The 25822-nt window shown below is 57.6% G+C and carries 28 protein-coding genes; 10 read left to right on the top strand and 18 right to left on the bottom strand.

What is annotated here, in order from left to right; translation table 11 throughout:
• Window positions 1–25 precede the first annotated feature (25 nt).
• Both BMX75_RS16700 and BMX75_RS16695 read left to right on the top strand, forming a co-directional pair.
• A complete protein-coding gene (locus BMX75_RS16700) occupies window positions 26–694 on the top strand; it encodes a CoA pyrophosphatase (RefSeq protein ID WP_092829865.1) in 669 nt (222 codons plus the stop codon).
• Window positions 691–1359, top strand: a complete 669-nt coding sequence (locus tag BMX75_RS16695; RefSeq protein ID WP_092829863.1) for a 2OG-Fe(II) oxygenase — start codon at window positions 691–693, stop codon at window positions 1357–1359. The genes BMX75_RS16700 and BMX75_RS16695 overlap by 4 nt, the downstream gene beginning before the upstream one ends.
• A gap of 88 nt (window positions 1360–1447) precedes the next feature.
• Here the strand turns inward: BMX75_RS16695 and BMX75_RS16690 are convergent, their stop codons facing one another.
• Complete coding sequence (locus BMX75_RS16690; RefSeq protein ID WP_092829861.1) at window positions 1448–1870, bottom strand: OsmC family protein; 423 nt, start codon at window positions 1868–1870, stop codon at window positions 1448–1450.
• 172 nt (window positions 1871–2042) lie between these two features.
• Here BMX75_RS16690 and BMX75_RS16685 point away from each other — a divergent pair, with 172 nt between their 5' ends.
• Window positions 2043–2948: a DMT family transporter gene (locus tag BMX75_RS16685; RefSeq protein ID WP_092829859.1), complete on the top strand. Its 906-nt coding sequence runs from the start codon at window positions 2043–2045 to the stop codon at window positions 2946–2948.
• Here the strand turns inward: BMX75_RS16685 and BMX75_RS16680 are convergent.
• The 6 genes from BMX75_RS16680 to BMX75_RS16655 all read right to left on the bottom strand — a co-directional run bounded on the left by BMX75_RS16680 (window position 2902) and on the right by BMX75_RS16655 (window position 8446).
• Entirely contained in the window at window positions 2902–3750 is an 849-nt protein-coding gene (locus BMX75_RS16680; protein ID WP_092829857.1) for an MOSC domain-containing protein, read from the bottom strand. The genes BMX75_RS16685 and BMX75_RS16680 overlap by 47 nt on opposite strands.
• Window positions 3751–3817: 67 nt before the next feature.
• The gene (gntR, locus tag BMX75_RS16675; protein ID WP_092829855.1) at window positions 3818–4813 is read right to left on the bottom strand and encodes a gluconate operon transcriptional repressor GntR; all 996 of its coding nucleotides are present in this window, start codon (window positions 4811–4813) and stop codon (window positions 3818–3820) included.
• A 70-nt stretch (window positions 4814–4883) separates the two neighbouring features.
• Window positions 4884–5411, bottom strand: a complete 528-nt coding sequence (locus tag BMX75_RS16670; protein WP_092829853.1) for a gluconokinase — start codon at window positions 5409–5411, stop codon at window positions 4884–4886.
• A gap of 14 nt (window positions 5412–5425) precedes the next feature.
• The gene (locus tag BMX75_RS16665; RefSeq protein ID WP_092829851.1) at window positions 5426–6706 is read right to left on the bottom strand and encodes a TRAP transporter large permease; all 1281 of its coding nucleotides are present in this window, start codon (window positions 6704–6706) and stop codon (window positions 5426–5428) included.
• Window positions 6707–6709: 3 nt separating this feature from the next.
• Window positions 6710–7303, bottom strand: coding sequence for a TRAP transporter small permease (locus tag BMX75_RS16660; protein ID WP_092829849.1), 594 nt, complete (start codon window positions 7301–7303; stop codon window positions 6710–6712).
• A gap of 69 nt (window positions 7304–7372) precedes the next feature.
• Window positions 7373–8446: a TRAP transporter substrate-binding protein gene (locus BMX75_RS16655; protein ID WP_092829847.1), complete on the bottom strand. Its 1074-nt coding sequence runs from the start codon at window positions 8444–8446 to the stop codon at window positions 7373–7375.
• 256 nt (window positions 8447–8702) lie between these two features.
• On the opposite strand from BMX75_RS16655, the gene BMX75_RS16650 reads away from it, so the two are divergent.
• The 4 genes from BMX75_RS16650 to BMX75_RS16635 all read left to right on the top strand — a co-directional run bounded on the left by BMX75_RS16650 (window position 8703) and on the right by BMX75_RS16635 (window position 10969).
• A complete protein-coding gene (locus tag BMX75_RS16650) occupies window positions 8703–9152 on the top strand; it encodes a MarR family winged helix-turn-helix transcriptional regulator (RefSeq protein ID WP_092829845.1) in 450 nt (149 codons plus the stop codon).
• A 141-nt stretch (window positions 9153–9293) separates the two neighbouring features.
• Window positions 9294–9719, top strand: a complete 426-nt coding sequence (locus BMX75_RS16645) for an organic hydroperoxide resistance protein (RefSeq protein ID WP_092829843.1) — start codon at window positions 9294–9296, stop codon at window positions 9717–9719.
• A gap of 70 nt (window positions 9720–9789) precedes the next feature.
• Complete coding sequence (yghU, locus tag BMX75_RS16640; RefSeq protein ID WP_092829841.1) at window positions 9790–10650, top strand: glutathione-dependent disulfide-bond oxidoreductase; 861 nt, start codon at window positions 9790–9792, stop codon at window positions 10648–10650.
• Between the two features lie 85 nt (window positions 10651–10735).
• Window positions 10736–10969, top strand: coding sequence for a DUF2798 domain-containing protein (locus tag BMX75_RS16635; protein ID WP_092829838.1), 234 nt, complete (start codon window positions 10736–10738; stop codon window positions 10967–10969).
• A 58-nt stretch (window positions 10970–11027) separates the two neighbouring features.
• On the opposite strand, the gene BMX75_RS16630 is transcribed toward BMX75_RS16635, so the two are convergent.
• From BMX75_RS16630 to BMX75_RS16585, 10 genes are all read right to left on the bottom strand, one after another.
• Window positions 11028–13139, bottom strand: coding sequence for a TonB-dependent siderophore receptor (locus BMX75_RS16630; protein ID WP_092829836.1), 2112 nt, complete (start codon window positions 13137–13139; stop codon window positions 11028–11030).
• A 165-nt stretch (window positions 13140–13304) separates the two neighbouring features.
• A complete protein-coding gene (locus BMX75_RS16625) occupies window positions 13305–13643 on the bottom strand; it encodes a hypothetical protein (RefSeq protein ID WP_092829834.1) in 339 nt (112 codons plus the stop codon).
• 51 nt (window positions 13644–13694) lie between these two features.
• Complete coding sequence (locus tag BMX75_RS16620; protein ID WP_092829832.1) at window positions 13695–14684, bottom strand: lipid A deacylase LpxR family protein; 990 nt, start codon at window positions 14682–14684, stop codon at window positions 13695–13697.
• A gap of 127 nt (window positions 14685–14811) precedes the next feature.
• On the bottom strand, window positions 14812–15351 hold the full coding sequence (locus BMX75_RS16615) for a YaeQ family protein (protein WP_092829830.1): 540 nt from the start codon (window positions 15349–15351) through the stop codon (window positions 14812–14814).
• A gap of 55 nt (window positions 15352–15406) precedes the next feature.
• On the bottom strand, window positions 15407–16096 hold the full coding sequence (locus BMX75_RS16610) for a glutathione S-transferase family protein (protein WP_092829828.1): 690 nt from the start codon (window positions 16094–16096) through the stop codon (window positions 15407–15409).
• 131 nt (window positions 16097–16227) lie between these two features.
• Complete coding sequence (locus tag BMX75_RS16605; protein WP_092829826.1) at window positions 16228–17001, bottom strand: enoyl-CoA hydratase-related protein; 774 nt, start codon at window positions 16999–17001, stop codon at window positions 16228–16230.
• Window positions 17002–17118: 117 nt separating this feature from the next.
• Complete coding sequence (locus BMX75_RS16600) at window positions 17119–17967, bottom strand: 3-hydroxybutyryl-CoA dehydrogenase (protein WP_092829824.1); 849 nt, start codon at window positions 17965–17967, stop codon at window positions 17119–17121.
• A 226-nt stretch (window positions 17968–18193) separates the two neighbouring features.
• Entirely contained in the window at window positions 18194–19981 is a 1788-nt protein-coding gene (locus BMX75_RS16595; RefSeq protein WP_092829822.1) for an acyl-CoA dehydrogenase, read from the bottom strand.
• A 126-nt stretch (window positions 19982–20107) separates the two neighbouring features.
• Complete coding sequence (locus tag BMX75_RS16590) at window positions 20108–21481, bottom strand: MFS transporter (RefSeq protein WP_092829820.1); 1374 nt, start codon at window positions 21479–21481, stop codon at window positions 20108–20110.
• Between the two features lie 167 nt (window positions 21482–21648).
• Window positions 21649–22302, bottom strand: coding sequence for a class I SAM-dependent methyltransferase (locus BMX75_RS16585; RefSeq protein ID WP_245748618.1), 654 nt, complete (start codon window positions 22300–22302; stop codon window positions 21649–21651).
• 31 nt (window positions 22303–22333) lie between these two features.
• Here BMX75_RS16585 and BMX75_RS16580 point away from each other — a divergent pair, with 31 nt between their 5' ends.
• The 3 genes from BMX75_RS16580 (at window position 22334) to BMX75_RS16570 (ending at window position 24166) form a co-directional block, all read left to right on the top strand.
• On the top strand, window positions 22334–22717 hold the full coding sequence (locus BMX75_RS16580) for a glyoxalase/bleomycin resistance/extradiol dioxygenase family protein (RefSeq protein WP_066318751.1): 384 nt from the start codon (window positions 22334–22336) through the stop codon (window positions 22715–22717).
• A gap of 103 nt (window positions 22718–22820) precedes the next feature.
• The gene (locus BMX75_RS16575; protein ID WP_092829816.1) at window positions 22821–23228 is read left to right on the top strand and encodes a DUF4870 family protein; all 408 of its coding nucleotides are present in this window, start codon (window positions 22821–22823) and stop codon (window positions 23226–23228) included.
• A gap of 2 nt (window positions 23229–23230) precedes the next feature.
• On the top strand, window positions 23231–24166 hold the full coding sequence (locus tag BMX75_RS16570; protein ID WP_092829814.1) for a lysophospholipid acyltransferase family protein: 936 nt from the start codon (window positions 23231–23233) through the stop codon (window positions 24164–24166).
• A gap of 35 nt (window positions 24167–24201) precedes the next feature.
• Here BMX75_RS16570 and BMX75_RS16565 read toward each other — a convergent pair whose 3' ends face one another.
• Complete coding sequence (locus BMX75_RS16565; RefSeq protein WP_245748617.1) at window positions 24202–25809, bottom strand: alkaline phosphatase family protein; 1608 nt, start codon at window positions 25807–25809, stop codon at window positions 24202–24204.
• Window positions 25810–25822: the final 13 nt, after the last annotated feature.

Here is a 25822-nt window from a genome sequence, read left to right as displayed (position 1 = left end):
AGGTAACAATGCTTATGGATGCCACATGTTAGAGACACTTCGCAACCGGCTGCAACAACTCTCCCCTCAACGGCTAGACCACGCTGGGTTGCCCGAGGCGGCTGTCTTGCTGCCCATCGTCGAGCGCCCGGACCCGACCCTGCTGTTTACCCGGCGCGCCCGCCACCTCAGCACCCATAGTGGTCAGGTGGCCTTCCCCGGCGGCATGCGCGAGCCGTACGACCGCGATCTCTATGCCACGGCGCTGCGTGAGGCCCAGGAAGAGGTTGCCCTCGACCCGGGGCACGTCACGGCACTGGGTCGTTTATCCGATGTGATATCGCTGCACGGCATCCGGGTAACCCCCTGGGTGGGCATTATTCCGCCCGACCTGCCGCTGGTGGCCGACCCCGGTGAGCTGGACGCCATTTTTGAGGTGCCGTTAAGCCACTTTCTGGACGACCGGCGAACGCATACCGATGTGATTACCGTGGATGGCGTCGCCCACTACGTGCCCAGCTACCAGGTCGACGGCCATGTCATTTGGGGCCTGTCCGCCATGATGCTGGTGGAACTGCTGGCCGAGGGGTTTGCCATGCCGATAGACCTTTACCAGCGTCCGGCGGGTGCCCTGCGCCATTACCCAGAACGTAAAAGCGCCCCATCGTCGGCCAGCAACAGCGCGTCTTCCCGTTCCCTGAGACCCAACGAATGATTCCAAGCATGCGTTTATCGTCCTCCCTGCTGTCAGCCGCCACCCAGGTCGAGCTGGTGGATGCACTGGTTGAACAAGGCTGGTATGTCGGCCAAGGCGTCATCGACCTTGATCTGTGCCATTCCCTTCATCAGGAGCTGCATTATATGGCCGCTCATAATGCGCTGGATGAAGCGGGTATCGGCCGTGGTCAGCAACACCACCTGCGCAAAGACGTGCGTGGCGACGCCATCCATTGGCTCGACCGCGAAAGCGAAGCCCAGCGGCGCTATTTAATGGCAATGGAAGCGTTACAGCAGGTGCTCAACCAGGCGCTGTTCCTTGGGCTATTCGAGTACGAAGCCCATTTTGCCCACTACCCGCCGGGGGCATTTTATCAACGCCATTTGGACAGCTTTCGCGGTCGGGCCAACCGCGTGATCTCAACGGTGGGCTACCTGAACCCTGACTGGCCCGCCGATGGCGGCGGCGAAATGGTGCTTTACAATCCCGACGCACCGAATCAGGAAACCGCCCGCGTGATACCGGAAGCGGGTACCTTTGCCTGCTTCATGTCGGAAAGCATCCCCCACGAAGTGCTCCCCACCCGACATGCACGGGCCAGTATCGCCGGCTGGTTCCGGCGCAATGCCTCGCTGGGCGGCATATTGGACCCGGCACGCTAGGCAATGTACGAATCCAAAAACGCCCTGGCAAATGCCAAGGCGTCAACAACCTAGACAAGCTCGTTGTTCGAGCTTGGTCAGCGAAGGCTTAGTGCTTGAGCTTGGCCGTCATGCTGATATCGGCATTAAGCACCTTGGAGACGGGGCAATTGGCCTTGGCCGTTTCTGCCGCTTCCTTGAAGGTTGCCTCATCGGCACCGTCCACCTGCGCTTCAACGTCCAGATGAATTTTCGAGATATCGAACCCGGCGTCGCTCTGGGAGAGCGTTACATTGGCACTGGTCTCGATAGAGGTGGCGGTTAGATCTTTTTCACCCAGCACCATCGACAGGGCCATGGAAAAACAGCTGGCGTGGGCGGCGCCGATCAGTTCTTCAGGGTTGGTGCCTTTCTCGTCTTCAAAGCGCTTCTTGAATGAATAGCTGGCGTCGAGGACACCGCTTTCCGTGGCAACATGGCCACGGCCATCTTTCAGTCCACCTTCCCAACGTGCGCTTGCTTTACGATCCATGGATAGCTCCTTTCGCGTCAAATGTCAGGTTACTGATGGAGCCGTCGATAACGACAGCTACCTCACCAGCGTAGCTGATTTTTATCGCCCTGCCGACAGCCCAGGTTCCATTGATGCCCAGACGGTCGTAAGCTAATGACTCAATGCCCACCTTTTTGTGCAAGGATTCGCCATGTCGTCGGCAGATGCGCTGAAATTAATGCTGCTTTCCTCCCTCTGGGGATTATCGTTTATTTTTATGCGCGTCGCCGTGCCCGAGTTTGGTCCGATTCCGCTGATATTGGTACGTATGGGGATAGGCGCATTACTGTTACTGCCGTTTCTGCTCAGCGCCCGCTACTTGCATCTGATATGGCAGCACAAGGGACCGCTCCTGCTGCTTGGCATTATCAACCACGTCCTGCCCTTCTCGCTGCTGGCCCTGGCGACAACGCGCCTGGAAGCGGGGTTCACCTCGCTGATCAATGCCACCACGCCGATTTTTACCGCGCTTATCGGGGCATTATTTTTCGCCACGCCGATCATTCGCCAGCAATACCTGGGACTGGCACTCGCACTGGTGGGCGTTTATGTGCTGTCGGCCAATCGCCTCGACTTTGCATTAGGCGGTGACGGCTGGTTTATCCTGGCGGTACTGGGGGCGACATTCTGCTATGGCATTGCCGGTAACTATTCAAAAACCCGCTTGAGCCATCTACCCAGCCGTGTACTGGCGGCCGGCAGCTGTGCAATGTCGGCCACCGTGCTGTTGATACCCGGTATTGTACTGTGGCCTGGCGAGCCTATTTCACCGCTGGCATGGGGTAACGCGCTGGCCCTGGCGGTACTCAGCACCACGCTGGCGTTTTTGCTTTACTTCGGTTTGCTTGCCAGCGCAGGCGCCACGGCGACGTCCACCGTCACCTTTCTGGTACCGGTCAGCGCCTTGCTTTGGGGCTACCTGCTACTTGGCGAGACGCTCAGCCTGCAAATTATCGCAGGCATGTTGATCACGCTACTCGGCACCGCGATTGCCACGCGCCTATTGCGTTTCAGGCGTCGCGTTCGCTTGCCTCAAGCGCCGCCCCCACCCGGATAATCGCACCGTCGCCGCTGGTCAAGGTGGCATTCTGTCCAAAGTGGGCGCCTTTCAAGGCAGGCTGGGTATTCAGCGCCAGCAGCGTTTTCAGCGGCTCGCCCGGCTCAGGAACCGACGCTGTCTGCTGGTCAATGGTGGTGATCTTGCAGCGCTGGCAGGGTTTACGCAGCGTAAACTGAAACGTCCCCGTGGAATCACTTAACGTGGCCCAGCGGTCTTCCGCCCAGGGGGTATCACACTCGATCACCACGTTGGGGCGAAAGCGGCTCATGGGCACCGGCGCATGGCCACCCGCTGTCAAGGCATCGTTCAAGGCGTCGAGCGAGCCGGTGGTGGTCAATAAAAAGGGGTAGCCGTCGGAAAAATAGGTATGTGCCGCCCCGCCGTCGAGAAAATCATCCTCAACGGCACGGGTAAACTCGGTGGCAAAGCGCACCAGGCTCATCCCCCGGGCCTGCTCGCCCAGCGCGGCTTCGAGCCAGTGTGTGACCTCAGGGCCTTCCGGAAGCGCTTTGCAGTGGTCACCCCAGACGCTAACCAGGCGTAGATTACCTTCCGGCTCTGCCAGCGGTACGCTCAGTGGCTCGACGTCGGGATGTGAGAGCACCAAGTGGTCGTCGGTCAGTGCAACGCCAATCGTCGCCAGGGCGGGCAACTGGCGCTGGGTCACAAACCGCTGCCGGTCGTCGACCAGCATCCAGCGGCGATCCCAGGCAAGCCCATGCGCATGTAACCGGGTTTGCTCCAGGGGGATTCCCTGCAGTGATTTAACCGGGTAAACGTTCAGCTCGACAATCTTCATGGCGGCCCCCTTCAAAGAAAAGGCCTACTTTAGCCAGTTGCCTGCCGCTTCGCCAGACGTGCAAGGTTCACAGGGTGCTACCTGCTTCAATGGCGTAGCCCAGATCGACCACCTTGTGCGTTACCGGGGCGCCTTCGATACGTGCTAGCAGCGCCTGGGCGGCCGCCTTGCCGATCGCTTGGCGGGGTGTGATCACACTGGCGAGCCGAGGGGTCATTGCCTGGCCAACGTCGTGGCCGTGAAAACCGGCAATCGCCATTTGTTCAGGGACCTTGATGCCACGCCGCTGGCATTCAAAAAAGGCCCCTACTGCCACGTCATCATTGGTACAGAAGACCCCGTCGGCGCCGGGATACTCGAACATGATCTGTTCGAGCAGCGCCGCCCCCACGGTATACGAAGAGCGCAGGGTGCTGTACAGCGTCACGGGTGGCAGGCCATGGGCCTCCATGGCATCGCGATAGCCCTGCTCGCGCTGCCGGGTACGCTCGTCAAGCCGCACCGCCAGGTAAATGACCTGCCGCCGACCGCGGCGAATCATCTCGCTGACCATGTCGAAAGCCGCTCGGACGTTGTCATAGCCCACCGCCTGCTGAAGTGGCGCACGGTGAGTGTCCATGATTTCAACAATCGGAATGCCTGCGGTTTCCAGCATCCGCAGGCTGCGGTCGGTATGATCCCGGTCGGAGAGAATCACACCATCGACATTGTAGGAAAGAAACGACGCCAGGCTGCGCTCTTCAAGCTCGGGGCTATAGCCATAGTGGGACAGCATCAGATGGTAGCCGGCGGGTTCCGTCAGGGTTTCAATGCCGACGATAACGTCGGCAAACACCTGGTTGGTGAGCGAGGGCACCAGCACGCCTATCGAGTGGCTGGTGGCCCTGGAGAGCAAGTCGGGCGCACGGTTGGGGATATAGCCGATGTCTTCCGCCGTCGAAAAGATTCGCTCGCGCAAGCCTTCAGACACCGTTTCAGGGTCGCGCAGGCAGCGGCTCACCGTCATCTTGGTGGCGCCAACGCGATCCGCGATATCCTGCAAGGTGGGTCGCTTTTTTTTCAATCGAAGGCCTTCTACAACAGATGTCAGGGGCCTTAGCCTAACGAAACCTTGGCCCGAAGACGATGCCCGCTTAGTAGGGGGGCCTGACCGATGCAGGCAGTGTCGCGATAAATTCGTGCACAATCTGATGAGGGTTTAACGCAATCGAGAGGCTAACCGCCTCTGACGGATCCGGAGGTTCCAGGTCGGCCAACTGGCTTGCCAGCATTGTATCGCCCTTGAAAAAGTGACCCGCCCGTGTGGTGAGCCGCTCACGCAGAAGATCACGGCTGCCTTCCAGGTAGAGTATACGCAGCCCCGGATCTCCCACACGCAGGCGGTCACGGTAGCGTTTTTTAAGGCCCGAACAGGCAATCACTACCGAGCGGTCCGCTCGGTAGTACTCGGCAAACAGGCCAGCAAGCGTGTCCAGCCATTCCCGGCGATCATCATCGTCAAGCGGGGTCCCGCTGGCCATCTTGGCCACATTGGTGGGTGAATGATGATCATCGCCGTCTATGAAGGTCGCCCCCAGGGAGGCCGCCAACGCCTGTCCAATATGAGACTTACCCGAACCGGACACGCCCATCACCAAAATGCGCTGAGAAGCACTTTCCATACTGACGCTCCTGTTTAATTGCCGCGCACAGCGGTGAGATCCGGTAACCAGGTAACCACGCCCGGGAAAGCGATTAATATTACCAGCACCACCAGTAGCGCAGCATAATACGGCAGCATCGCACGCACTAATGACTCCATGGATACCTTACCAACCCCGCACCCTACATACAGGCAGGTGCCAACCGGCGGTGTCAGCAGGCCCACCCCGAGAATAAAGGCCATCAGCACGCCGAAGTAGACCTCATCCACCCCTACGGAGGTGACAATGGGTGCCAGCATCGGCGCCATGATCACCATGGCGGGCGTCAGATCCATCACAAATCCCACCACCAACAGCAAAGCAGCCACAATCAACAATAGCAAGAAAGGATCCTGGGTGATCGACTGCACTTGAGACACCAGGGTTTGCGGGACCATGTTGATGGTCAGGAACCAGGCAATCACGGTGGCAAACGCCAGCAGCATCATCACCATGCCGGTAAGACGAGCCGTGCGGATCAACATGCCGCCCAATGCCTTGATGCTGAACTCACGATACACCAGCAGGGAAATCGCCAGCGCGTAGAGTAATGCGGCAACGGCTGCTTCAGTGGCCGTAAAGATACCGCCAATAATACCGCCAATCACAATGACCGGAAGTACCAGCGCCAGCCAGGCATCTTTAAAGGCCTTCCAGAGGGCATCCCAACGGAACTTGCGCACCCCACCGCCCTGCTTACTCGCCAGAATGAAAGTGGTCACCATGAGTGCAAAGCCGATCATCATCCCCGGGACAATGCCGGCAATGAACAGGCGGCTGATCGAGGTTTCGGTCACAATACCGTAGAGAATCAACGGAATGGAGGGTGGGATGATAATGCCGATTACCGAAGACACGGTGTTAATCGCCGTGGCGTTAGCAGCAGTGTAGCCCTGCTGTTTCATCGACGGGATCATCATGGCCCCTGTGGCGGCCGTATCGGCCACAGCCGAACCGCTGATACCGCCAAAGAACATCGAGCCGGTGATCGCGACCTGGCCCAGGCCACCGCGCATAAAGCCGACCAGCGCCCCGGCCAACTCCATCAGACGACGTGCGATACCCCCCTGGCTCATCACCTCCCCTACCAGAATAAAGAAGGGAATCGCCAGCAGCGGAAAGCTGTTCACCCCCCTCACCGACTGCTCGATCATGATCGACAGGGGAATATCCGAGAGCACCGCCATTACCACCGCGGCTACCCCTAGGCCAAAGGCAATCGGCAGGCCCAGCACGATAGACATCAATAAGATACCTAAAAAAATCCACAACATGGCTCAGGCCCCCTTTTCTGGCTGGCGAATGATGCAAAGACTCACCCACATCCGCCATAGCGACACCACGGCGATAAATAAAACGCACAGCACCAGTGACAAACTCAACAGACTCAATGGCACCTTCAAAATCGCCGAGCGGCCACTGGAGTTCGCGATGACTTGGTATCCGCCAGCCAACATCACGCCCATCAAGATGGTAATGATCAAATGCTGAATAAAATAAAGCAGATGGGCAAAACGCATGGGTAGACGGCGCACCAAGGCGTCTACCGCAATATGTTCATAGCGCGCAAAGGCGGCTGCGGCCCCGATGAACACCAACCAGATAAAGAGCATACGCGCCAGTTCATCCGCCCAGGGCAGCGAATGATTAAACACCGCGCGACCCACTACGTTGCAGGAAACAGACGCAATCAGCGCGACCAGAATAGCGCCGATCAGATACTCCATGCCCAGGGTTAGCCAGCGAAACACAGCGGGGCCTTGAGCGGTGTCAGTGTGAAGTTCTAACTGTTTGCGATTGGGATCATCCAGATACACCGAAGGGTCTTCGATCACGGGGTCGTTAAGCGCGGTTGTCTGGGAAGTGGTCATGATAACTCCGGAGATACTGACAATTCGGGCAGGCCAATGGGCCTGCCCGATCACCGACAAAGGCAGGGGTTATTCGGAACTGCCGTCGACAATCGCTTGAATGTCTTGAATCAGCTCTTCGCCAATGCGCGGCGCCCATTTTTCGTACACCGGCTGTACCGCTTCCTGGAAAGCTTCCAGTTGCTCGTCATTGAGGCGAGTGATTTGCATACCACGCTCTTCAAGCTGCTCCCGCGACCACGTATCGTACTCCGCCGACAGCTGCATTTCGTACTCGGCCGATTGACGCGCCGCTTCCATCACCAGTTCCTGGTACTCAGGTGCCATCCTGTCCCAGGTACGTTCGGAAAGCATCATGATAAACGGCGTGTAAACGTGACGGGTTTCGGTGCCGTAATCCTGCACTTCGTGAAAGTTGGACGTCAGGATGGTGCTCCAGGGGTTTTCCTGGCCATCGACAACGCCTTGCTCCATCGCCGAGAAAAGCTCGCCAAAGGCCATGGGCGTAGGGTTGGCACCCAGCGTTTCCCAGATGTCCAGATGCACCGGGTTTTCCATGGTGCGGACACTCAGGCCACGCACATCAAGGCCAGCAACATCTTCCGGCGTTTCAATCGGGCGAGCGCTGTTGGAAAGCTGGCGATAGCCATTCTCAGAAAAAGCCAGCGGCTTCAGGCCGGAACCTTCAAAGCCTTCCAGCAGTTCCAGTGCCACATCGCTTTGCAGGACCTCAATCGCCGCTTCACGGCTGGGCAGCAAAAACGGCAGGTCAAACACGGCGAGCTCTTCAACATAGCCAGTGGCCGCCGAGCTGGATGGGTAGGTCATGTCCAGCGTGCCGGTTTGCAGCATTTCCATCATTTGCACGTCATCGCCCAACTGGCTGTTGGGGAAGACATTGACGGTGATACGCCCATCTGTGCGCTTTTCGAGAATCTCTCCAAAATACTGGCTGGAAATGTACTGCGGCGAGTTTTCAGAGAGGCCGATACCCATACGCAGCGTGTGGGTACCGTGGTCACCAACGATATCGCCATCGATTTCAGGCGGATCGGAAAGTTCGGGGCTTTGGGCATGGGCCATGCCCAGCGTCAGGGTTGTCGCGCCAACCAGAGTCAGTGTGTTGCGCCAAATTGCAGTCATGACGTATCTCCATACAGATCGTTGTTGTTGATAATGATGATTGATAGCGGATGAATGGCATCGCCACCGAGTGAACGTTGCCGGCCACGACGATTATCGACGCCTTGTTACCGGTAACATTGATTAAGCGAAGGCTAGCCATCTGCCATCACGGTGTCAAAGCGAAACAGATAAATTGCGACCAAGGTATAGAGCGCTAGCCACTTCACGGTGGATCACGCTACATTAAAGTCACGCATTTTGTTACGGAGCCTTCATGGCCGACGACCCGACCTGTAGCGAACTGGAACTCGATAACCAGCTTTGTTTCGCGCTTTACTCCACGTCCTTGATGATGACCAAGGTCTATAAGCCGCTGCTTAAAGAACTGGGGCTTACCTACCCCCAATACCTTGCAATGCTGGTGCTCTGGCAGGAAGACGGCATTACCGTCAGCACATTGAGCAAGCGCTTGCTCACTGACCCTGGCTCGGTCACGCCGCTGCTTAAACGGCTGGAAGCCGATCAGCTGCTGATCAGGCAGCGTAGCTGCCAGGATGAGCGGGTCGTGGAGCTTTTTCTAACTGATCGAGGACGCGCAATGCGCGAGCAGGCGCGCCATATCCCCAGCTGCGTGGTCAATGCTAGCGAGCAGTCCATTGAGGCACTCACCCAGCTCAAAGACGACCTGGTCAAACTCCGAGATAAACTGCAGCAGTCCCAGTAATCAGCCTATCGCCAGTCCGGCTACACAGCGCCCTCATTTACCTTGCGCACAAACTAAAGCTGCACTAACCTGTTGATCACGTCCATGATGTGTACAAGCTGGGTAAACCCTACTTATCGAATTATTCAGGGAGTATTGACGATGTCGATTGAAACCATTGCCTACCGTGCCCACGCCACCGCCACCGGCGGTCGCGAGGGTCATGCCAAATCGTCGGACGGCGCGTTGAGCGTCAAGCTAAGCACGCCCAAAGAACTGGGCGGCCCCGGCGGCGACGGCACCAATCCCGAACAGCTTTTTGCAGCAGGTTACTCAGCCTGTTTTTTAGGCGCCCTTAAACACGTTGCCAGCCAAGAAAAAGTTAAGCTGCCAGACGATGCCCAAATTAACGGCCACGTTGGCATTGGGGCCATTCCGACCGGTTTTGGCATTGAAGTTGAACTCGAAATCAGCCTGCCCGGCCTTGAAAAAGACGTGGCGCAAATGCTGGTCGATAAGGCCCACGTTGTCTGCCCCTACTCCAATGCAACGCGCGGTAATATCGACGTCACACTGACAGTGGTATAAGGTCGATAGTCAGCGAACCATCAGCCACCGCATCATTGGGTGCGGTGGCTTCCTTTAACAGGAGGGAACGATGAGCGAAGACACCTACACCCCACCACGCGTCTGGCAATGGGAACCCGGCAACGGCGGCAAATTTGCCAACATTAACCGCCCTGTTGCGGGCGCAACGCATGACAAACCGTTGCCGGTTGGTAAACATCCCCTACAGCTTTATTCACTGGCAACCCCCAACGGGGTAAAAGTCACCGTGATGCTCGAAGAGCTGCTGGAGAAAGGCATTGAGGGCGTTGAGTACGATGCCCACCTGATCCAGATTGGTGAAGGCGACCAATTCAGCAGCGGTTTTGTCGAAGTGAATCCCAACTCGAAAATTCCCGCGTTAATGGATCACAGCGTTAACCCGCCCCAGCGCGTATTTGAATCCGGCGCCATCCTGCTTTACCTGGCCGAGAAGTTTAACGCCTTCCTGCCCACTGACCCGGCAAAACGCACCGAGTGCTTGTCCTGGTTATTCTGGCAAATGGGCAGCGCGCCGCTACTCGGTGGCGGCTTCGGCCACTTTTATGCGTACGCGCCGGAGAGCTATCAGTATCCGATCGATCGCTACACCATGGAAGTAAAGCGCCAGCTTGATGTACTCGACCGCCACCTGGCCGAAAACCGCTTCATGGCAGGCGATGAGTACACCATTGCCGACATGGCGATATACCCCTGGTACGGCGCACTGGTCAAAAACCGGGTTTACGAGGCGGCTGAGTTCCTTGAAGCCCACACCTACAAAAATGTCATTCGCTGGACCGAAGAGATCGATGAGCGCCCGGCCGTCAAACGGGGCCGCATGGTCAACCGCACCTGGGGCGAACCCCATGAGCAGTTACATGAGCGCCACGACGCCAGCGACTTTGAACTGCGTACCCAAGACAAGCAATAATAGTACTCCAACTTAATCACGAACGGCCCACGCGGGCCGTTTTGAGTTGAGTCCTTGCAGGATACGCAGTGTGAAGGGGCGCACGATGATTGACCCAAAATATAGCCAGTTGCTGTTTACCTTTTTGATGGCGCTGTTCATGTCATGTGTGATGTCGCTGGTGATTACGCTATACAACATCGGCTTTATTGGCGGGATTGTGATGATCTGGCTCAAAGCGTGGCTGTTTGCCTTTGCCGTCGCGCTGCCGGTCATTAACCTGGTGTTACCCATTGTGCGCAGGTTGGTGGTCATTCTGGTTAAAAAGCCTCATGGCTAACGCAAAAGGGACGGCTACGCCGTCCCTTTTGTCCTTTCAATGCGCTGAACGTCAGGAATTAAAATTGGTAACGTACGTTGGCTGTCACGTTGCGTCTCTCGCCATAGCCACAGTCGCCGCCTTCATAACGGCACCAGGAGATAAACTCTTCGTCAGTCAGGTTTTTGGCATCCAGGCTTAGATCCCACTGTCCGACGGTATACCCGATCATGGCGTCAACCAGGGTCTCGGACGGCACCTTGGGCGCACCACCCGAGCCTACGTTGTCACCGATGTAGCGAACCCCGGCACCAAATCGCCAGTTATTCCCCAGATAAAGCTTGTTCCACCAGGAGGCCTGTTTTTCCGCAACGTAGGGTAGCCGCTCGCCAGAGCTTGCATCATTGGCATTCATGTGGGTATAGCCCAGCTGGGTTTCAAAGTCCTGCCAACGCTTGTTGAACTGCAATTCCCAGCCATCGATGACCGCACCAGTTTGCTCAACACCGCCTGGCGTAGATCCATCATTAACCCGGTTTTCCTGGGTAATATCAAAATACGCCGCGCTAATCGCCAGCGATTTATCCGGCGACAGATACTTGATTCCTGCCTCTTCCTGCTCGCCGGTAGTGGGCTTTAGTGTACTTTGACTTGCGGTGCCGTCGGTGCCTAAGTTCATGCTGAAGGCTTCTGAATAGCTGATATAAGGCGAGATGCCGTTATCAAACCGATACATTAGCCCCAAACGACCCGTCGTCGCTTCTTCATCACTGACCGTATCAGCCCCATTAACGGCTAACTCTCGATTTTCTGCCCAGTCATGGCGCAACCCAGCGGAAACTACCACTGGGCCAACTTCAATGTGATCAGCGAGGTAAATACCCACCTGCTCGATTTCATTATCGGGCCGGTCTGTAGGGTTCAGCGAGTCGAGTTGTAGATTACCGTATTCAGGGTTGTAGACATCAATCGTGCCACCCTCCCCATACCCGTAGTAGTAATTATCCTGCTCCCAATGGGCATCCTGACGGTCGATACCGGCAATCAGGGAATGTTGGGTATTGCCCAGTGCAAACTCCCCTTCCAAACGGGCGTCAACATTAAATATTTGCGTGGCGGCATCGGCGGTAAAGATCGTCCGTGGCACCTCGCCGTTGGCATCCGGCTGGCTGGGAATAGTGACCCAGTGCTCGCGGGTTTCGGTGCTTGAGTCGGTGTAGCGCGCCGTGGCAGAAAACGCCCAGTCGTGATTGATCTGATGGTCGAAAAACACGGTCGTTTCGGTTTTCTCGCGGTCGTAACGATCCCAGCCCGGCTCGCCGACAAAGCGCTCCGAACCGATAAAGCCCTGGGAACCCGGTTCTAATGTACCCGCCTGGGGCAGGAACTGCGCGGATACCTGGCCTTTATTCTCTTGGCGGTTAACCAGGAGGGTTATCTCGGTGTCATTACTGGGCCGCCATGTCAGCGAGGGCGATACCACATAGCCATCGTCCTCGACGTGGTCCACCTGGGTATCGCTATCGCGCTTCAGGGCTACCAGACGGTAGAGTAGCTCACCGTCCTCGTCAGCAGCCCCCGTTACATCCACGGCCAGTTGCTTGCGGTTATGGGAACCATATTGCGCCCAAACCTCGCCGCTACGCTCCTCCTCTGGCAGCTTGGAAAGGCCATTGATAATGCCACCTAAATCTGCCTGGCCGTACAACATGGAAGACGGCCCTTTCAGCACTTCCAGGCTTTCTAACGCATAGGGGTTGGTGCGCACTGAATTGTAAGAGCCGTATAGCTGGCGCAGGCCATCCAGATATCGGCCCGCCGAAATACCACGTACCGAGGCACCGTCTATACGCGTATCGAAGCCGAAGTTACCGGCGTAAACGCCGGGGGTGTACAACAGCGCATCCTGAATCGTTTTACTGCCGGTATCCTGCATAAACTGCTCATCGACCACCGACATGGAGAATGGCTGCTCGTTTAGCGGCACGTCCAGCTTGCCCACATCGGGCTGCCTTTCGGCTTCGATATAGCCCATCGTGTCCATGGCGGTGCCCACAACCTGCATGGCCTCCAGCTCGACGTCACTGGTGGCGTCGGTTTGCTGAGCAAAGGCAATTGTGGGTGAACCGAAAACAGACGCAAGCGCAACTGCGCTGGATAGCTTGCGCAGGTGAAATGCTGAGTAATGCATGAGAAATTGATCCTGGAGCTAATATTAATAACAATGATAGTGATTTTTATTTGTTATTAAACATAACGACCAGCACATGACCTGTCAATACGGCTAAGGTGAGGGGCAAAACAAAAAAGCCAGCAGCGTCTGGGTAGACGACTACTGGCTGGGAACTCAAAAAAGCTATTCTTGCAATGAAGGGTCGTGACGCTCCCACCACTTGGCATAAGAGCTATTGCGGGGTGCTAAGCCGCTTTCATCAGGTGCATCGTCATCCCACCACACAGGACCGCGCTCCCCCAGCGCTTCCTTGGCAGCTTGCACCGCGTCGCGGGCCTTGCGCAGCGCGTTTTCATCTTCTTGCTGCTGAGAGGTTCTTACCGCACGGCGCGCTTTCATCAGTGCTTTGATATGCTTGCGCTTTTCATCCTCACTCAAGCGTGGATCGGTGCAGCGCCAAAGTCGGTCTTTAGCCACGAAATAGCGGCCATCAGGCGTGCGGGGATACGCTTTCCTGACCATGAACGCCCTCCTCGGCTATCCGTCGCTCAACAAGCCTAGCGCGTTTTGCCATCAAAAACGTTTCGAGAGCGTCAACGCGCCGAATTTATCCTGCTCTTCCTGGCCATCAAATTCCCGCGAGCGCGCCACGGCAGCGTAGGTCAGCTGCCAATCTTCCCAGGCCAGCGCCAGGCCACCCGAGATATCGCCCACCCACTCCTTGCGGTCGACCGAATGGCTATTACGGAAACTATTGCCGTCCAGGGTCAGGTTTTGGGCCATGTAATAGCCGTCTACGCTGGCAAACAGGTACCACTGCCAGCCCTCCTTGCCGGTTAGGTGATGACGGCTGCCCGGACTAGGCGTCAGCGTGGGAGTGCCTGAGGCTTGATCGCCCCAGCGCACGCTGTAACCCGCGCTGGCGTAGGTATAGAGGTTACCCAGGGCACCGCTTACGCTGGGGCCATGGGCAAACTGCTTGCCACCCAACGGCGTGCTGTGCCACCACTGGCGTCGCATGGCAGCATTCAAAATTGCCTCATCACCTAGCTGGCTGTCCCAGCCATTAGGGCGGTCACTCTCGGTGAAGCGATGTACTTCACGCTGGATGCTATCGGCAAGCGAGGACGGCCCTACCAGGCCAACGTCCAGATGCAGGTCCGTCGACTGCTGCCAGCTGCCCATCGGCACATCTTCGTAAAGCGATATGCCGCCGTAGACAAGCCCCGCATAGGGGCGATCGTCTTCAATCAGTTCGCTTCTTGCGATGTTATTTGGCGTATATATCTGATGCACCAATCGATAGGCGGCTTTATCAGCCCTACCGATCAGACTATCGGGCAGTGCAGTGGCCAGGCGCTGGGGCCAGCTGTCCGCGTCGGGTTCATATGCCCAGTCAAGCTGAAAACCGCTGGTGAAGTGTCCATCGTCACTGCTGGCCAGACTGTCGTTTTCAAACTTGACTGATAATGCATCATCGGCGGCAATGGCCAACCCCGGCAACAGGCTGATACAGGCCAACAAGCTGGCAAGTGACCAGCGCAAAGAGAAATATCCTTTCATCGCTCATTCCTTGAGTTGAGGAGGGGAGAGCAGGTCATCAAGTATCAATCACCAACAAACATTGTTGATTGTATGTAATTGTACAGAATGATAGCAAGCCTGGGGATTGGCCTAAGACAGAAAAAGGTTACCGGTCGCGCAGTAGCCATTGCGGGGTAATCTCGTGCTGGCCGTTTTCATCGGTAATGAACATCGATCCTTCGCTGATCATCACGGCCCAGTTAATCGCCCTTGGCAGATCCTTGGCAATGGTCGCGAGTGCTTCCTGCGGCAGCCCCGCCACATGCACATTTTTCAACGATGCCACATTCGGCAGCACCTTGCTCTCCCACATATCTACGCGACCGTAGGCAAGCAGCGATACGCGCTCAGCCCGCCTGGAACACCAGGTAAGGCGCTCAGCATCCGGCAGGCCGACTTCAATCCAGTGCAGCACACGGCCATCCAGGCTCTTTTCCCACAAAGCGGGCTCATCGACGTCGGAAAGGCCACGCCCGAAGGCAAGGGCTTCGTCATACCAAAGCACAAAGGCAAGCAAGCGCGCGGTCATGCGCTCTTCGGTCTCTGACGGATGACGTGCCACGGTAAAACGCAGCGTCTCATACACCCCGCGATCCAGATCGGTCAGATTGATATCCACTTTGTAGGGCGTTGCACTAAGGGCCATTGCAGTTTCCAAACGAAAATTTACGCCAGTGTACCTGATACAGGGTATAGACAGGTCATGACAGGCGGAGATCCGCTTTAAGGGTGCCGTTCTTTAGCGTTTCGGCCTCGTGCATCGGCTCGCGCCACGGCTCTTCGAGGGCGGCTTGATACCAGGCCTGCATGGCAGGCAGCGCCAGCAGGCGCTCCACATAAGCCTGAGACGGTGCACTGAGCGGTAGGTTGAACGTCTGCGCACGGAACGCCACGGGCGCATAAAACGCATCGACAGCGCTGAAGTGCTTGCCTGCCAGGAAGGGCCCGCCGAATCGCTCAAGTCCCTGCTGCCATAGGGCATCCAGACGGTACACATCAGCCTTCAACTTATCCGACAAGCCGTTTAACTCAACCCGCACACCGCAGTTCATGGAGCACTCGTCGCGTAAGGCGCCAAAGCCACTGTGCATTTCGGCAGCGGCTGAGCGTGCCCAGGCACGGGCTACCTTATCTGCAGGCCATACGTTGGTGTTTTGCTCGGCCAGGTACTCGACAATCGCCAGAGAATCCCAAACGGCCAGCTCGCCATCCACCAAGCAAGGAACCAACCCCGAAGGGGAAAAACGCCTGAACGCCTCATGACTAGCACCAAAGCCACCCTCGAACGGCATGAGATGTTCGTTAAACGGAATTTCCAACGCTTTCATCAACATCCAAGGACGCAGCGACCAGGAAGAGTAATTCTTGTTGGCGATATACAAATCAAACATGCAGCGCTCCTTGCAGTGCTGGTAACACAGACGTTAATCGAACGAAATGCTTCACCATGTTGCTCCGAGCATAAAACGGGGGTGACGCAAGCGCCACCCCCTAAATCAGCAAATATTGAATGAGCAAACGCTTAAAAGTTCGGTTTGCGCTTCTCGACAAAGGCGGACATACCCTCTTTCTGCTCACTACCGGCAAAGCAGAAGGCGAACAGACTGGTTTCCAGCGCCAGCGCGCTGTCCAGATCTTGATCCAAACCGTCGTGGACCGCCTGCTTGGCACCGCGCACCGCCTGTGCGCCATTACCTTTAAGCTGTTTGGTGAGCTCTTCAACGTAGCCCTCAAGCTCGGCTTGCGGCATGACCCGGTTCACCAGGCCGATACGCAGCGCCTCCTGGGCGTCGATCTTGCGTCCAGTGGTGACCAGGTCAATCGCCATGGCGGGGCCAACGCGGCGTGGCAGCCGCTGGGTACCGCCAAAGCCGGGGATGACCCCCAGCAGCACTTCCGGTTGGCCGAACACGGCGTTGTCGCTGGCTACCGCCCAGTCGCAGGCCAGTGCCAGTTCGCAGCCGCCGCCAAGGCAAAACCCGTTCACCAGCGCGACCACCGGCACGGGTAACGTCTCCAGGCGTTTAATGGTACGCAGCGCTTGACTGGCAAAGTCCCGCGCTTCCTCAGGTGTTTTATCACGCATTTCGGTGATATCGGCACCGGCCACGAAGGCTTTCTCCCCGGCACCGGTAAGCAGTACGCCGCGCAAATTCGGGTGGGCTTCAAGCTCCACCAAATGCGTTTCCAACGCTAGGAGTACATCGCTATTCAACGCATTCAGCGCTTTGGGACGATTGATGGTGAGGCGCACCATCCCATCGTTATCAATCTTTTCGATCACTGCTTCGCTCATGATGGGCTCCTTATTTGATTTGTTATGGAATTTTAAAATGAATACCCATCAACCCTAGCGAACGCTTGGTTGAGTGGCAATCACTTATTTATGCCGCGCTCTGCAAGTCAGTGCAAGCTAATCGTAATGATAAAAACCGCGACCGCTCTTACGGCCTAGATAGCCCGCCGCGACCATGCGCTTGAGCAGCGGACAGGGACGGTATTTGGGGTCGCCAAAGCCCTCCTGGAGCACATCCATAATCGCCAGACAAACATCCAGGCCAATCAGGTCCGCCAGCGCTAGCGGCCCCATGGGATGAGCCGCCCCTAGCTTCATGGCGTCGTCCACTGCTTCTGGCGTTGCAGTGCCTTCCTGGACGATAAAGGCTGCTTCGTTGATCATCGGTACGAGTAAGCGATTGACCGCAAAACCAGGTGCGTCACCCACCGGCACGGCGGTTTTGCCAAGGGCCTTGGCGAGTTTTTCAATCTCGGCCACGGTGGCATCGGCGGTCTGCTCGGCGCGAATCACTTCCACCAGCTTGAGTACCGGCACCGGGTTGAAGAAGTGCATGCCCACCACGCGCTCGGGCCGTTCGCACACCGCTGCCAGACGGGTGAGCGATAGCGACGAGGTGTTGGAGGCCAGTATCGCGGTGCTGCTCAGCTGACTCAGGTCACGGAGCAGCTTCTCTTTTAGTTCAGGCTGTTCAGGAGCGGCTTCGATAATCACCGCGCAGCTGCTTAGCGCGTCCAGTGTAGTCGTGGTAGCAAGGCGCGCCAGCGCGGCGTCTTTATCCGCCTCGCTGATTTTTTCTTTCGTGACCAGCTTGCCCAAACCTTTATTGATATTCGCCTTGGCACGGCCGAGCGGCTCCTCGGCCACATCGTAAAGGTGCACATTAAAACCACTGGCAACCGCCACCTGGGCGATCCCCTGCCCCATGGTGCCTGCGCCGACGACACCGATATTCTGATTACTCATACACTCTCTCCCCTGTCGATGACTAACGCCATTGGCGATTATTGATGCTGTTTGGCACCTTCGCGCAATACGATTTTCTGAATCTTGCCCTTCAAGGTTTTTGGCAGTTCGCTGAAACTGCTGAGCGAATTGCTGTTCAAAAGCGCCCGTTTTAAATAACTGTATTGATCGCGTAGAAACAGCACCGCCGCCTCTGAGGGCGGCGGTGCCTAACTAACTGCTAGCGTCAGTGAACCTCAAAGTCGCTTAAACACTGTACACCAGCCTCGATCACCGCCCGCTGGGCCCTGCCTACCGGCAGCCACTGGGTGATGGCAAATTCAGCGCTGCGCATCTTGGCAGTATAGAAGGGATCATTGCTGCCATTATCAATGGCGGCTTTGGCACTCAACGCCGACTGGCCCATCTGCCACGCGCACAACACATGCCCGGCCAGATTCAGAAACGGAGTCGCGTAAGCCTGAACGGCATCTGCGCCGCTATCGGGGTCTTGACCTTCTGCCAGCACAATGGCCTGGGCGGTCTTTAAATCGTCAAGCCCGGCGGCCAAGCCGCGGCCCAATGCTGCCAAGGCGGGGTCGGCGTTGAGCTGCTCCACCGTCGCGGCGACCTCTTTCAAGAGCGCGGTGAGCGCTTCGCCGTTGTCACGCTGGAGCTTCCGCCCCGCCAGATCGAGCGCCTGGATACCGTTGGTGCCTTCGTAAATCGGTGCAATGCGGGCATCGCGCAGCAGCTGGGCGGCGCCAGTCTCTTCCACATAGCCCATGCCGCCGTGTACCTGAATGCCCATGGAGGCAATATCCACGGCCTGATCCGTGGAGAAGCTCTTGATGACGGGAATCAAAATATCGGCGCGGGCCTGGGCGGTTTGGCGGGCATCGCTGTTTTCCGCATGGCGAGCGGTGTCCAGTTCGGCGGCGCAGTACAGCGCCAGGGCGCGCAGCGCATCGGTACGTGAACGCATGGAGAGCAGCATACGGCGCACATCAAGGTGGTCGCTGATGGTGCAGTCCTTACCCCCCCGGGCTTTAGTGGAACGCCCCTGAGTGCGCTCCAGGGCGTAGGCAAAGGCATGCTGGCAGGCGCGCTCGGCCACGCCAATGCCCTGAATGCCGACCTTGTGGCGCGCCTCGTTCATCATGGTGAACATATGGTTGAGGCCACGCCCCTCCTCGCCGACCAGATAACCAACTGCACCGCCGTTTTCGCCAAAGCTCAGGGTGCAGGTGGGCGAACCATGAATACCCAGCTTGTGCTCAATGGAGGCGCAGGTGACGTCGTTGCGCTCCCCCAGGGAACCGTCGTCGTTGACCAGAAATTTGGGCACCAGAAACAGCGAAATGCCTTTGTTGCCTTCCGGGGCGTCGGGTTTGCGGGCCAGCACCAGGTGAATAATGTTCTCGGCGGCGTCGTGCTCGCCCCAGGTAATGTAGATTTTCTGGCCGCTGATGCGGTAATGACCGCCTTCGGGAATGGCTTTGGTTCGGACTTTCGAAAGATCCGAGCCCGCCTGGGGCTCGGTCAGGTTCATGGTGCCAGTCCAGGTACCTTCTACCAGCTTGGGGAGATAGACCGCTTTTTGGTCGTCGTTACCATGGTGGGCCAAGGCCTCGATGGCACCGGCCGTCAGCATGGGGCACAGGCCCAACGCCATATTGGCACCGTGAAGCATTTCCTGAACGGCGCTGGCCACCACTTCCGGCAGATTTTGTCCGCCCAGGGATTCAGAGACGCCAATGCCGTTCCAGCCCCCTTCCACATATGCCTGGTAAGCCGCCGCGAAGCCATCAGGCGTCGTTACACTGCCATCCGCTTGGCGCATCGCCCCCTGCTTATCGCCAACATCGTTCAGCGGCCCCCAGACATCACCGGCCAGCTTGGCTGCTTCTTCAAGCACGGCCTCGACCAGGTCAGGGGTGGCTTCTTCAAAGCCCGGCAGGTTCAGCGAGCGATGCGCCAGCAGTTCCTCAAGTACAAAGCGCAAATCGCGTACCGGCGCGGCGTAATAGTTCATAACGAGACCTCGGGCTGAGATTTTAAACAATTGTTTGAAAGTCTGCAGTGGATACTAGTAATCCTCGCCACTACACACCATTAGCCCAAGGTCTCAACAAGGCGTCATCCAGGCAATGAAGGCCCTTCAATGCCGCTCACCAGTCTGTTTGATATCATCGTAATAAACGATGTGGCTTTCGTCTTCAGGCGGTGGCCCGACAATAGGTTCCGCCACGTCCACATCGGGCACCAGGTCGGATAGATCCTCCAGATGCTCGTGCTCCAGCGCTCCCTGCATCAACTCCTCGGTGACCACCAGCTCGGCACCCGCAGAACTCATCGGCGCCGTGGCGGTAAACGGCGCCACCGGTACAGGCGCGGGGCGGACACGTCGACGCCAGCTGAAGAACACCACAAAGAACAGACTCAACGCCCCGAAAGCCCAGAACAGCCCGGCATCCCCCATGGCGGTCATGACCGGGGAGATCATCAAGGGGCTGATCGTCGCCCCGATGGAGTTGATCAACAGCAGCCCCTGGCTCATACGCACCAGGGCACCGGCCGGGGCACGGTCAGCCGCATGGCTGACTGCTACCGGATAAAGCGCAAATACCCCGCCCCCCAGCAGGAAGAGCAGCACCGCCAGCATTGGCGTGGAGAGCGGCAACCACAGCATGGCCGCCGAGATCAGCACGCAGAAAGCGCTGATCGCGATCAATACCATCTGGCGGTCGTGGCGGTCCGACCAGCGACCAATGGGATACTGCAGCAGCATGGCGCCCATAATCACCACGGCCATCATCTGGCCGACCTGGCTGACCGTCATGCCAATTCGCTGTAAATAGAGCGGCAGCAGCGTATATGCCGCCGCAACCACCATGCCCGACCCCAGACTGCCCATGACACCGGTCGGCGTCATGGTAATCAGGCGCAGAGGAGGAAGCGGTTCGGCATGCTCGATAAGCGGTGATACGCGGGGAATCATGGCCATCGGCAATACCGAGAGTGACGCCAGAAGCCCGATTACCATGAACGGTGCCGTCATGCCCATGGCATCGGTCACGCCCAGCAGCAATTGGCCCAACACGCCGGCGGCATACAACGAGATCATATACAGCGCGAGCAGACGACCGCGCACCTTCTGGTCGCCAGAGGTCAACAGCCAGCTTTCAATGACCAGATACACGCCCACCGTGGCCCAGCCACCGATCAAGCGCAGCACGAACCAGGCCCAGGGATCAAAGAATAGCCCCTGTAGGAGTACCGTCACGGCCACCAGCGAGGCAAAGCTACCATAGGCACGGATATGACCGATACGCAGCAACAGGCGATCATTCACCATGGCACCCAGTGCCAGGCCAATGAAGTAGGCGGACGAGACAATACCGATTAACGTGGCCGACTCCCCCGCTGCATCCAGGCGGATGGTGATCAAGGTAGCGAGAAAGCCGTTACCGATCCCGAGAATGAACAGCCCTAACAGGGGGGCCAGCGCCATGGCCAGCAGTTGCCGCGACATGAAAACCTCGTCTTGCCTAAAGGGGTGAAAAACAGGTGTGAAAACGCGAATACATGGGTTCACAGAAACCGTTATCTCACCTGGCGCATCGAGTCAGGCCGGGATAGCGGCGCGCAATTATTACCCTCAAGGGAGCAAAGTCAATGCTTTTCTAACGTTACAATTATTCACGTTAGCGTTTTATATAGAAGAACCACGTCTGGCCCAGGAAATTCCACTACTAAATTATTCTTTTGCGCCCACCAGCGAAAGGTCTCCTCACTAAAAAAACTGATATGCGTAGGGTCGCTAATATAGTGCCAGCAGGCAAATGCTTCCGGGGAAGTGACCCGCTTGGTCATCAACCCGAGGTAGCCTCCGGGCGTGAGCAGTCCAGCCAATTGAGCCAGCACCGGGCCGGGCCGCGCCAGGTGCTCGACCACTTCTGTCGCGGTGATAAAATCGTACTCATGCGTAAGCACCCGCTGTTCTGGCGCATAAAAGGGGTCATAAATTGACATGGGGTAGCCCTGCTCTGCGAACATCACCGACAGCGTGGGCCCTGGGCCAGAGCCAAAATCAAGCCCACGGGCCCCGGGGGTCAGTTTAGCGGCCAGCGGGGTAAATAAACGCCCTAAAAAGCGTCGATATCCCGTATCATACTGCGAGTTCCGGTGCTTGTCGTATTCTGCCTTTTCGGCGGCTGCGCTCAAATGCTGCTCTGGTGGCACGAAGACCAGTGCACAGGTAGCACACTGGAAATAGTCTCGGCGACGATCGTGATGGTAGAAGGTGGCATCGTCCTCATCACATAGCGGGCAACGCCGCGTCGTCGTCTTCATTGGCTCACTGTTTTGTATTAAGGAAAGTGGCATGCTCTCAGGTCTGGACCATCTGGTTGTGACCGTGACCGACATGGGTCGCGCGGTGGATTTTTACTCACGTGTTCTGGGACTGGAGGTACGCTACCGAGACGCTCAACGGGTGGATTTGCTGCTCGGCGATACCGCATTGCGTCTGCACCAGACCGACACCGATATCGCCCCCATTTCCGCGACGCCCACCCCTGGCAGTCTGGACCTCTGCCTGCGCTGCCAGCTACCGTTGGACGAGTTCAAACAGCACCTGGACGTCCTGGGCATTGATATCGAACTGGGCCCGGTGGCCCGCCAGGGCGCCAATGGGCCCATCGAGTCGATTTACTTACGCGACCCGGACGGCAACCTGCTCGAGATTTGCCGCCCGGCGGCACGTTAATGCCAAGGCTGACCAGGCACGCTATAATAGCGGTCGCTGAAGTAAGATAGAAAAATCTTTTATTGTTACAGTATCACTCCGAAAACACGTAAAGGGAAACGTTATGCAAGACAGCAGCCAGGACAAGCCGACTGAAGGAACGGTTGTCAACGGAGAGCCCGAGCGCGCGGCTGAAAACCAGCGCAAACCTGATACCACCATGGCGATGGTGGTCTATGCGCTCTATCTCGCAAGCTTTATCCTCGGCTTCACGTCGATTGTCGGTGTCGTCATCGCTTACGTCTACAAAGGCAAAGGCCCTGAATGGCTGGACGAACACTACCGCTACCAGATTCGTACTTTCTGGATGGGCATGGTTTACGGGCTCCTTTGCCTGGTCCTGGCCGTCATCGGCATTGGGTTCCTGCTCATGCTGGCACTGGCCGTGTGGCTCATCGTGCGCTGTGTCAAAGGCTTTAAAGGGCTTCAGGAGCAACGTGCACCCTCTAATGTAGACACCTGGCTGTTTTAAGCATGGCTCAACACCGGGGTGGAGCCAGCGTGCGGCGCTTGAAAGCCAGTGCGATCAGTTGGTTATGGCGTACGTTATCAAGCTGGCCGCTCGCGCGACTGTGGCGACTCTCTTCACGACTGGGTCCACTGGTTTACCGCTTTAACAAGCGAGAGCGCGAGGTGACGGAGCGCAACCTGGACGTTGTGTATCCCCGCCTGTCTGCTTTAAAACGTAAAACACTTGCCCAACACAGTTTGCGTCACTCGACCGCCACCATGCTGGAACTGGGCCATGCATGGATGGCGGAACCTCATAAAGTGGATGCCAGCATTTTAGCGGTGCATGGCCGCGACAAACTGGACAACGCCAGGGCGGAAGGACGCGGCGCGATTGTACTGGCGCCGCATTTCGGCAACTGGGAAGTGCTGAATTTCTGGCTGTCGAGCCATTTTCCATTCACTGCCATGTACGAGCCCCCCAAGATGGCCGCACTTGACCCGATTATCCGCCAGGGCCGCGAGCGCATGGGCGCGCAGTTGGTGCCTACCAACCCCCGCGGGGTGGCGGCACTGCTCAAGGCGCTCAAACGCAGCGAAGCCATCGGTATCCTGCCCGACCAGGAGCCTGACTGGGGCAGTGGCGTATTCGCACCGTTCTTCGGCCGCGATGCCTACACGGCCACGCTGTTGCCTAAACTGGTAGCACGCACCCAGGCCCGCGTGGTGACAGGAGTCGCCCTGCGCGTGCCCGGGAAAGGGTTTGAGATTCACTTCCTCGACGCCGACGAGCGCGTCTACGACCCAGACGACCTGCAGTCAGCCACCGGCGTCAATGCCAGCGTCGAGGCCGCCATTGCCCTTGCTCCGGCCCAGTATCAGTGGGAATACAAGCGCTACCGCAAAACCATCCAAGAACAGCAGAAGCTGGCCAATTTCCACGATTACCGGATTTACTAGCGGGCGTAGGCCGCAACATCGGCTGGTTCGTGGTGTCAGCGGGTAGCGTCCGCGGTAAAATCAGCGTGCAGCCAGCGTCGCAACTGGCGCAGCTCAGCCGCGGGCGCCTGGCTTTCCGGCGTCGGCCACATGCCGGGTACAAAGCCCCGGGCCTGAAACGGCACCAGCAAGTCGGGGTCGCCGCTGATAATATGGACGGGGACGGCACCGCTGGCGTCGTCGCCGGTAATCAACGGGGCCGGCTGATGGTCGCCCAGCACAATCAGCAATGTATTGTCGTCCGCCACGCGCTCGGCCCAGCGGCCAACCGTCCTGACCGAGTAGTCCACCGACCAGGCATAGTGCTCGCGAATACGCTCGATGTCCTGCCACAGGACTTCCGGTGGATCCCCCGCGTCTTCCCAAGGCGCAAAAATCCTGCCATCACCAATGCTGTACCAGTCATCCAGTACCGGCAAAATCGGCGTCCATGGTGCGTGACTCGAAATCAGCGCCAACTGCGCAAAGACAGGTGACTCATCCAGCAATTCGCGCTGGGTATAGGCCAGGGTAAACTGGTCCGGCATCGTCACCCAGTTCAGCGCTGGTCCCCGATAGTCAATATCTTTCTCCGCCACCAATTCATCAAAACCGTAGGCCGCGCCTTCCGGCCAGGGCTGGGTAATCGCTGGCATCACGACCAGCGTGCGCTGCCCGGTAGCCCGAAAGTCATCCACCAGCGTAGTCGCATCGCTGTCTAGCAATAGCTGATACCACAGCTGGTTATCGATGGTGTAACCGCTCAACGCCGTGGCGTGGGCCAGCCAGGATTGACCACCACGGATCGGCGATTCGAGCAGGCCCGATACCACACTGATCTCCCGCTCGGCGAGCCGCCGTTCGATCTCGTCCAAGGTAGGTGCCAGGACAGGGCGATAGCGATCGTCCTCCAGCGCCGTAACACCATAGGATTCGATAAACGTCAGCAGCACCCGGCGACCCGCCAAACCATTGAGCGAGCGCTGCTCGATCGGCGCTGCCTCAAGCGTTCGTGCAAACGCCTGTTTGGCCTGATGGGTCGTGACCAGTTGCCACCACTGAACATGGGTCGCGTTAACCACCGGCAGGCTGGTACGCTCAATGATCGACATGCCACCCAGGGTCAGTCCCGCCCCCAGGCTTGAGAACGCCAGCAATGCCAGTGCCCATCCTCTCGAACTTCCCCTTAGCGGGTAACTCTTACCCGGTAATAGCAGCCTGAAAACGCCAAAGGCCAATAGCAGAAGCAATGAAGCCGCCACGACTATTGTGCAAACTGCCCAGACCTGGCCTACATTACCCACTAGCAAGTCGACAATGGAGCCCAGCAGCGGCATGTCGAGATACAGGTTTAACGGTCGACCAAAGGCGGTGTAAGTCGCCGCATCCCCAAGGTTGATCAACGTGGCCAGGATGAGCCAGCTTGCTAGTACAATGCCAAGCCCCAAGCGCAAGTTCCCCCGGGGCATGAGCAGCATGAGAGGCATGACCAGCCAAGCCTCCCAGGCGACCAGGCTCCCTGAAATATCGCCAAAGCGCCACCAAAGTGGGGCCACCAAACCTATATTGAGCGCTACCGCTCCTATCCATAATCGCCGCATTGCAGGCTTGCCATCCGTTGCCATTGAAGTGGTCGAG

This window comes from Vreelandella subterranea (genome assembly GCF_900111305.1).
GTDB classification, from domain to species: domain Bacteria; phylum Pseudomonadota; class Gammaproteobacteria; order Pseudomonadales; family Halomonadaceae; genus Vreelandella; species Vreelandella subterranea.
This window is presented reverse-complemented; position numbering and strand designations above follow the sequence as displayed.

Coding starts and splice junctions, on each gene's coding strand:
- BMX75_RS16680 (WP_092829857.1), bottom strand. CDS start 3,750: ATGAAGATTGTCGAGCTGAACGTTTACCCGGTTAAATCACTGCAGGGA.
- BMX75_RS16590 (WP_092829820.1), bottom strand. CDS start 21,481: ATGTCGCGGCAACTGCTGGCCATGGCGCTGGCCCCCCTGTTAGGGCTG.
- BMX75_RS16655 (WP_092829847.1), bottom strand. CDS start 8,446: ATGACTGCAATTTGGCGCAACACACTGACTCTGGTTGGCGCGACAACC.
- BMX75_RS16660 (WP_092829849.1), bottom strand. CDS start 7,303: ATGACCACTTCCCAGACAACCGCGCTTAACGACCCCGTGATCGAAGAC.
- BMX75_RS16575 (WP_092829816.1), top strand. CDS start 22,821: ATGCAAGACAGCAGCCAGGACAAGCCGACTGAAGGAACGGTTGTCAAC.
- BMX75_RS16690 (WP_092829861.1), bottom strand. CDS start 1,870: ATGGATCGTAAAGCAAGCGCACGTTGGGAAGGTGGACTGAAAGATGGC.
- BMX75_RS16605 (WP_092829826.1), bottom strand. CDS start 17,001: ATGAGCGAAGCAGTGATCGAAAAGATTGATAACGATGGGATGGTGCGC.
- BMX75_RS16685 (WP_092829859.1), top strand. CDS start 2,043: ATGTCGTCGGCAGATGCGCTGAAATTAATGCTGCTTTCCTCCCTCTGG.
- BMX75_RS16650 (WP_092829845.1), top strand. CDS start 8,703: ATGGCCGACGACCCGACCTGTAGCGAACTGGAACTCGATAACCAGCTT.
- BMX75_RS16585 (WP_245748618.1), bottom strand. CDS start 22,302: ATGAAGACGACGACGCGGCGTTGCCCGCTATGTGATGAGGACGATGCC.
- BMX75_RS16595 (WP_092829822.1), bottom strand. CDS start 19,981: ATGAACTATTACGCCGCGCCGGTACGCGATTTGCGCTTTGTACTTGAG.
- BMX75_RS16645 (WP_092829843.1), top strand. CDS start 9,294: ATGTCGATTGAAACCATTGCCTACCGTGCCCACGCCACCGCCACCGGC.
- BMX75_RS16665 (WP_092829851.1), bottom strand. CDS start 6,706: ATGTTGTGGATTTTTTTAGGTATCTTATTGATGTCTATCGTGCTGGGC.
- BMX75_RS16610 (WP_092829828.1), bottom strand. CDS start 16,096: ATGTTTGATTTGTATATCGCCAACAAGAATTACTCTTCCTGGTCGCTG.
- BMX75_RS16670 (WP_092829853.1), bottom strand. CDS start 5,411: ATGGAAAGTGCTTCTCAGCGCATTTTGGTGATGGGCGTGTCCGGTTCG.
- BMX75_RS16625 (WP_092829834.1), bottom strand. CDS start 13,643: ATGGTCAGGAAAGCGTATCCCCGCACGCCTGATGGCCGCTATTTCGTG.
- BMX75_RS16695 (WP_092829863.1), top strand. CDS start 691: ATGATTCCAAGCATGCGTTTATCGTCCTCCCTGCTGTCAGCCGCCACC.
- BMX75_RS16600 (WP_092829824.1), bottom strand. CDS start 17,967: ATGAGTAATCAGAATATCGGTGTCGTCGGCGCAGGCACCATGGGGCAG.
- BMX75_RS16630 (WP_092829836.1), bottom strand. CDS start 13,139: ATGCATTACTCAGCATTTCACCTGCGCAAGCTATCCAGCGCAGTTGCG.
- BMX75_RS16570 (WP_092829814.1), top strand. CDS start 23,231: ATGGCTCAACACCGGGGTGGAGCCAGCGTGCGGCGCTTGAAAGCCAGT.
- BMX75_RS16635 (WP_092829838.1), top strand. CDS start 10,736: ATGATTGACCCAAAATATAGCCAGTTGCTGTTTACCTTTTTGATGGCG.
- BMX75_RS16700 (WP_092829865.1), top strand. CDS start 26: ATGTTAGAGACACTTCGCAACCGGCTGCAACAACTCTCCCCTCAACGG.
- BMX75_RS16615 (WP_092829830.1), bottom strand. CDS start 15,351: ATGGCCCTTAGTGCAACGCCCTACAAAGTGGATATCAATCTGACCGAT.
- BMX75_RS16580 (WP_066318751.1), top strand. CDS start 22,334: ATGCTCTCAGGTCTGGACCATCTGGTTGTGACCGTGACCGACATGGGT.
- yghU (WP_092829841.1), top strand. CDS start 9,790: ATGAGCGAAGACACCTACACCCCACCACGCGTCTGGCAATGGGAACCC.
- BMX75_RS16620 (WP_092829832.1), bottom strand. CDS start 14,684: ATGAAAGGATATTTCTCTTTGCGCTGGTCACTTGCCAGCTTGTTGGCC.
- BMX75_RS16565 (WP_245748617.1), bottom strand. CDS start 25,809: ATGGCAACGGATGGCAAGCCTGCAATGCGGCGATTATGGATAGGAGCG.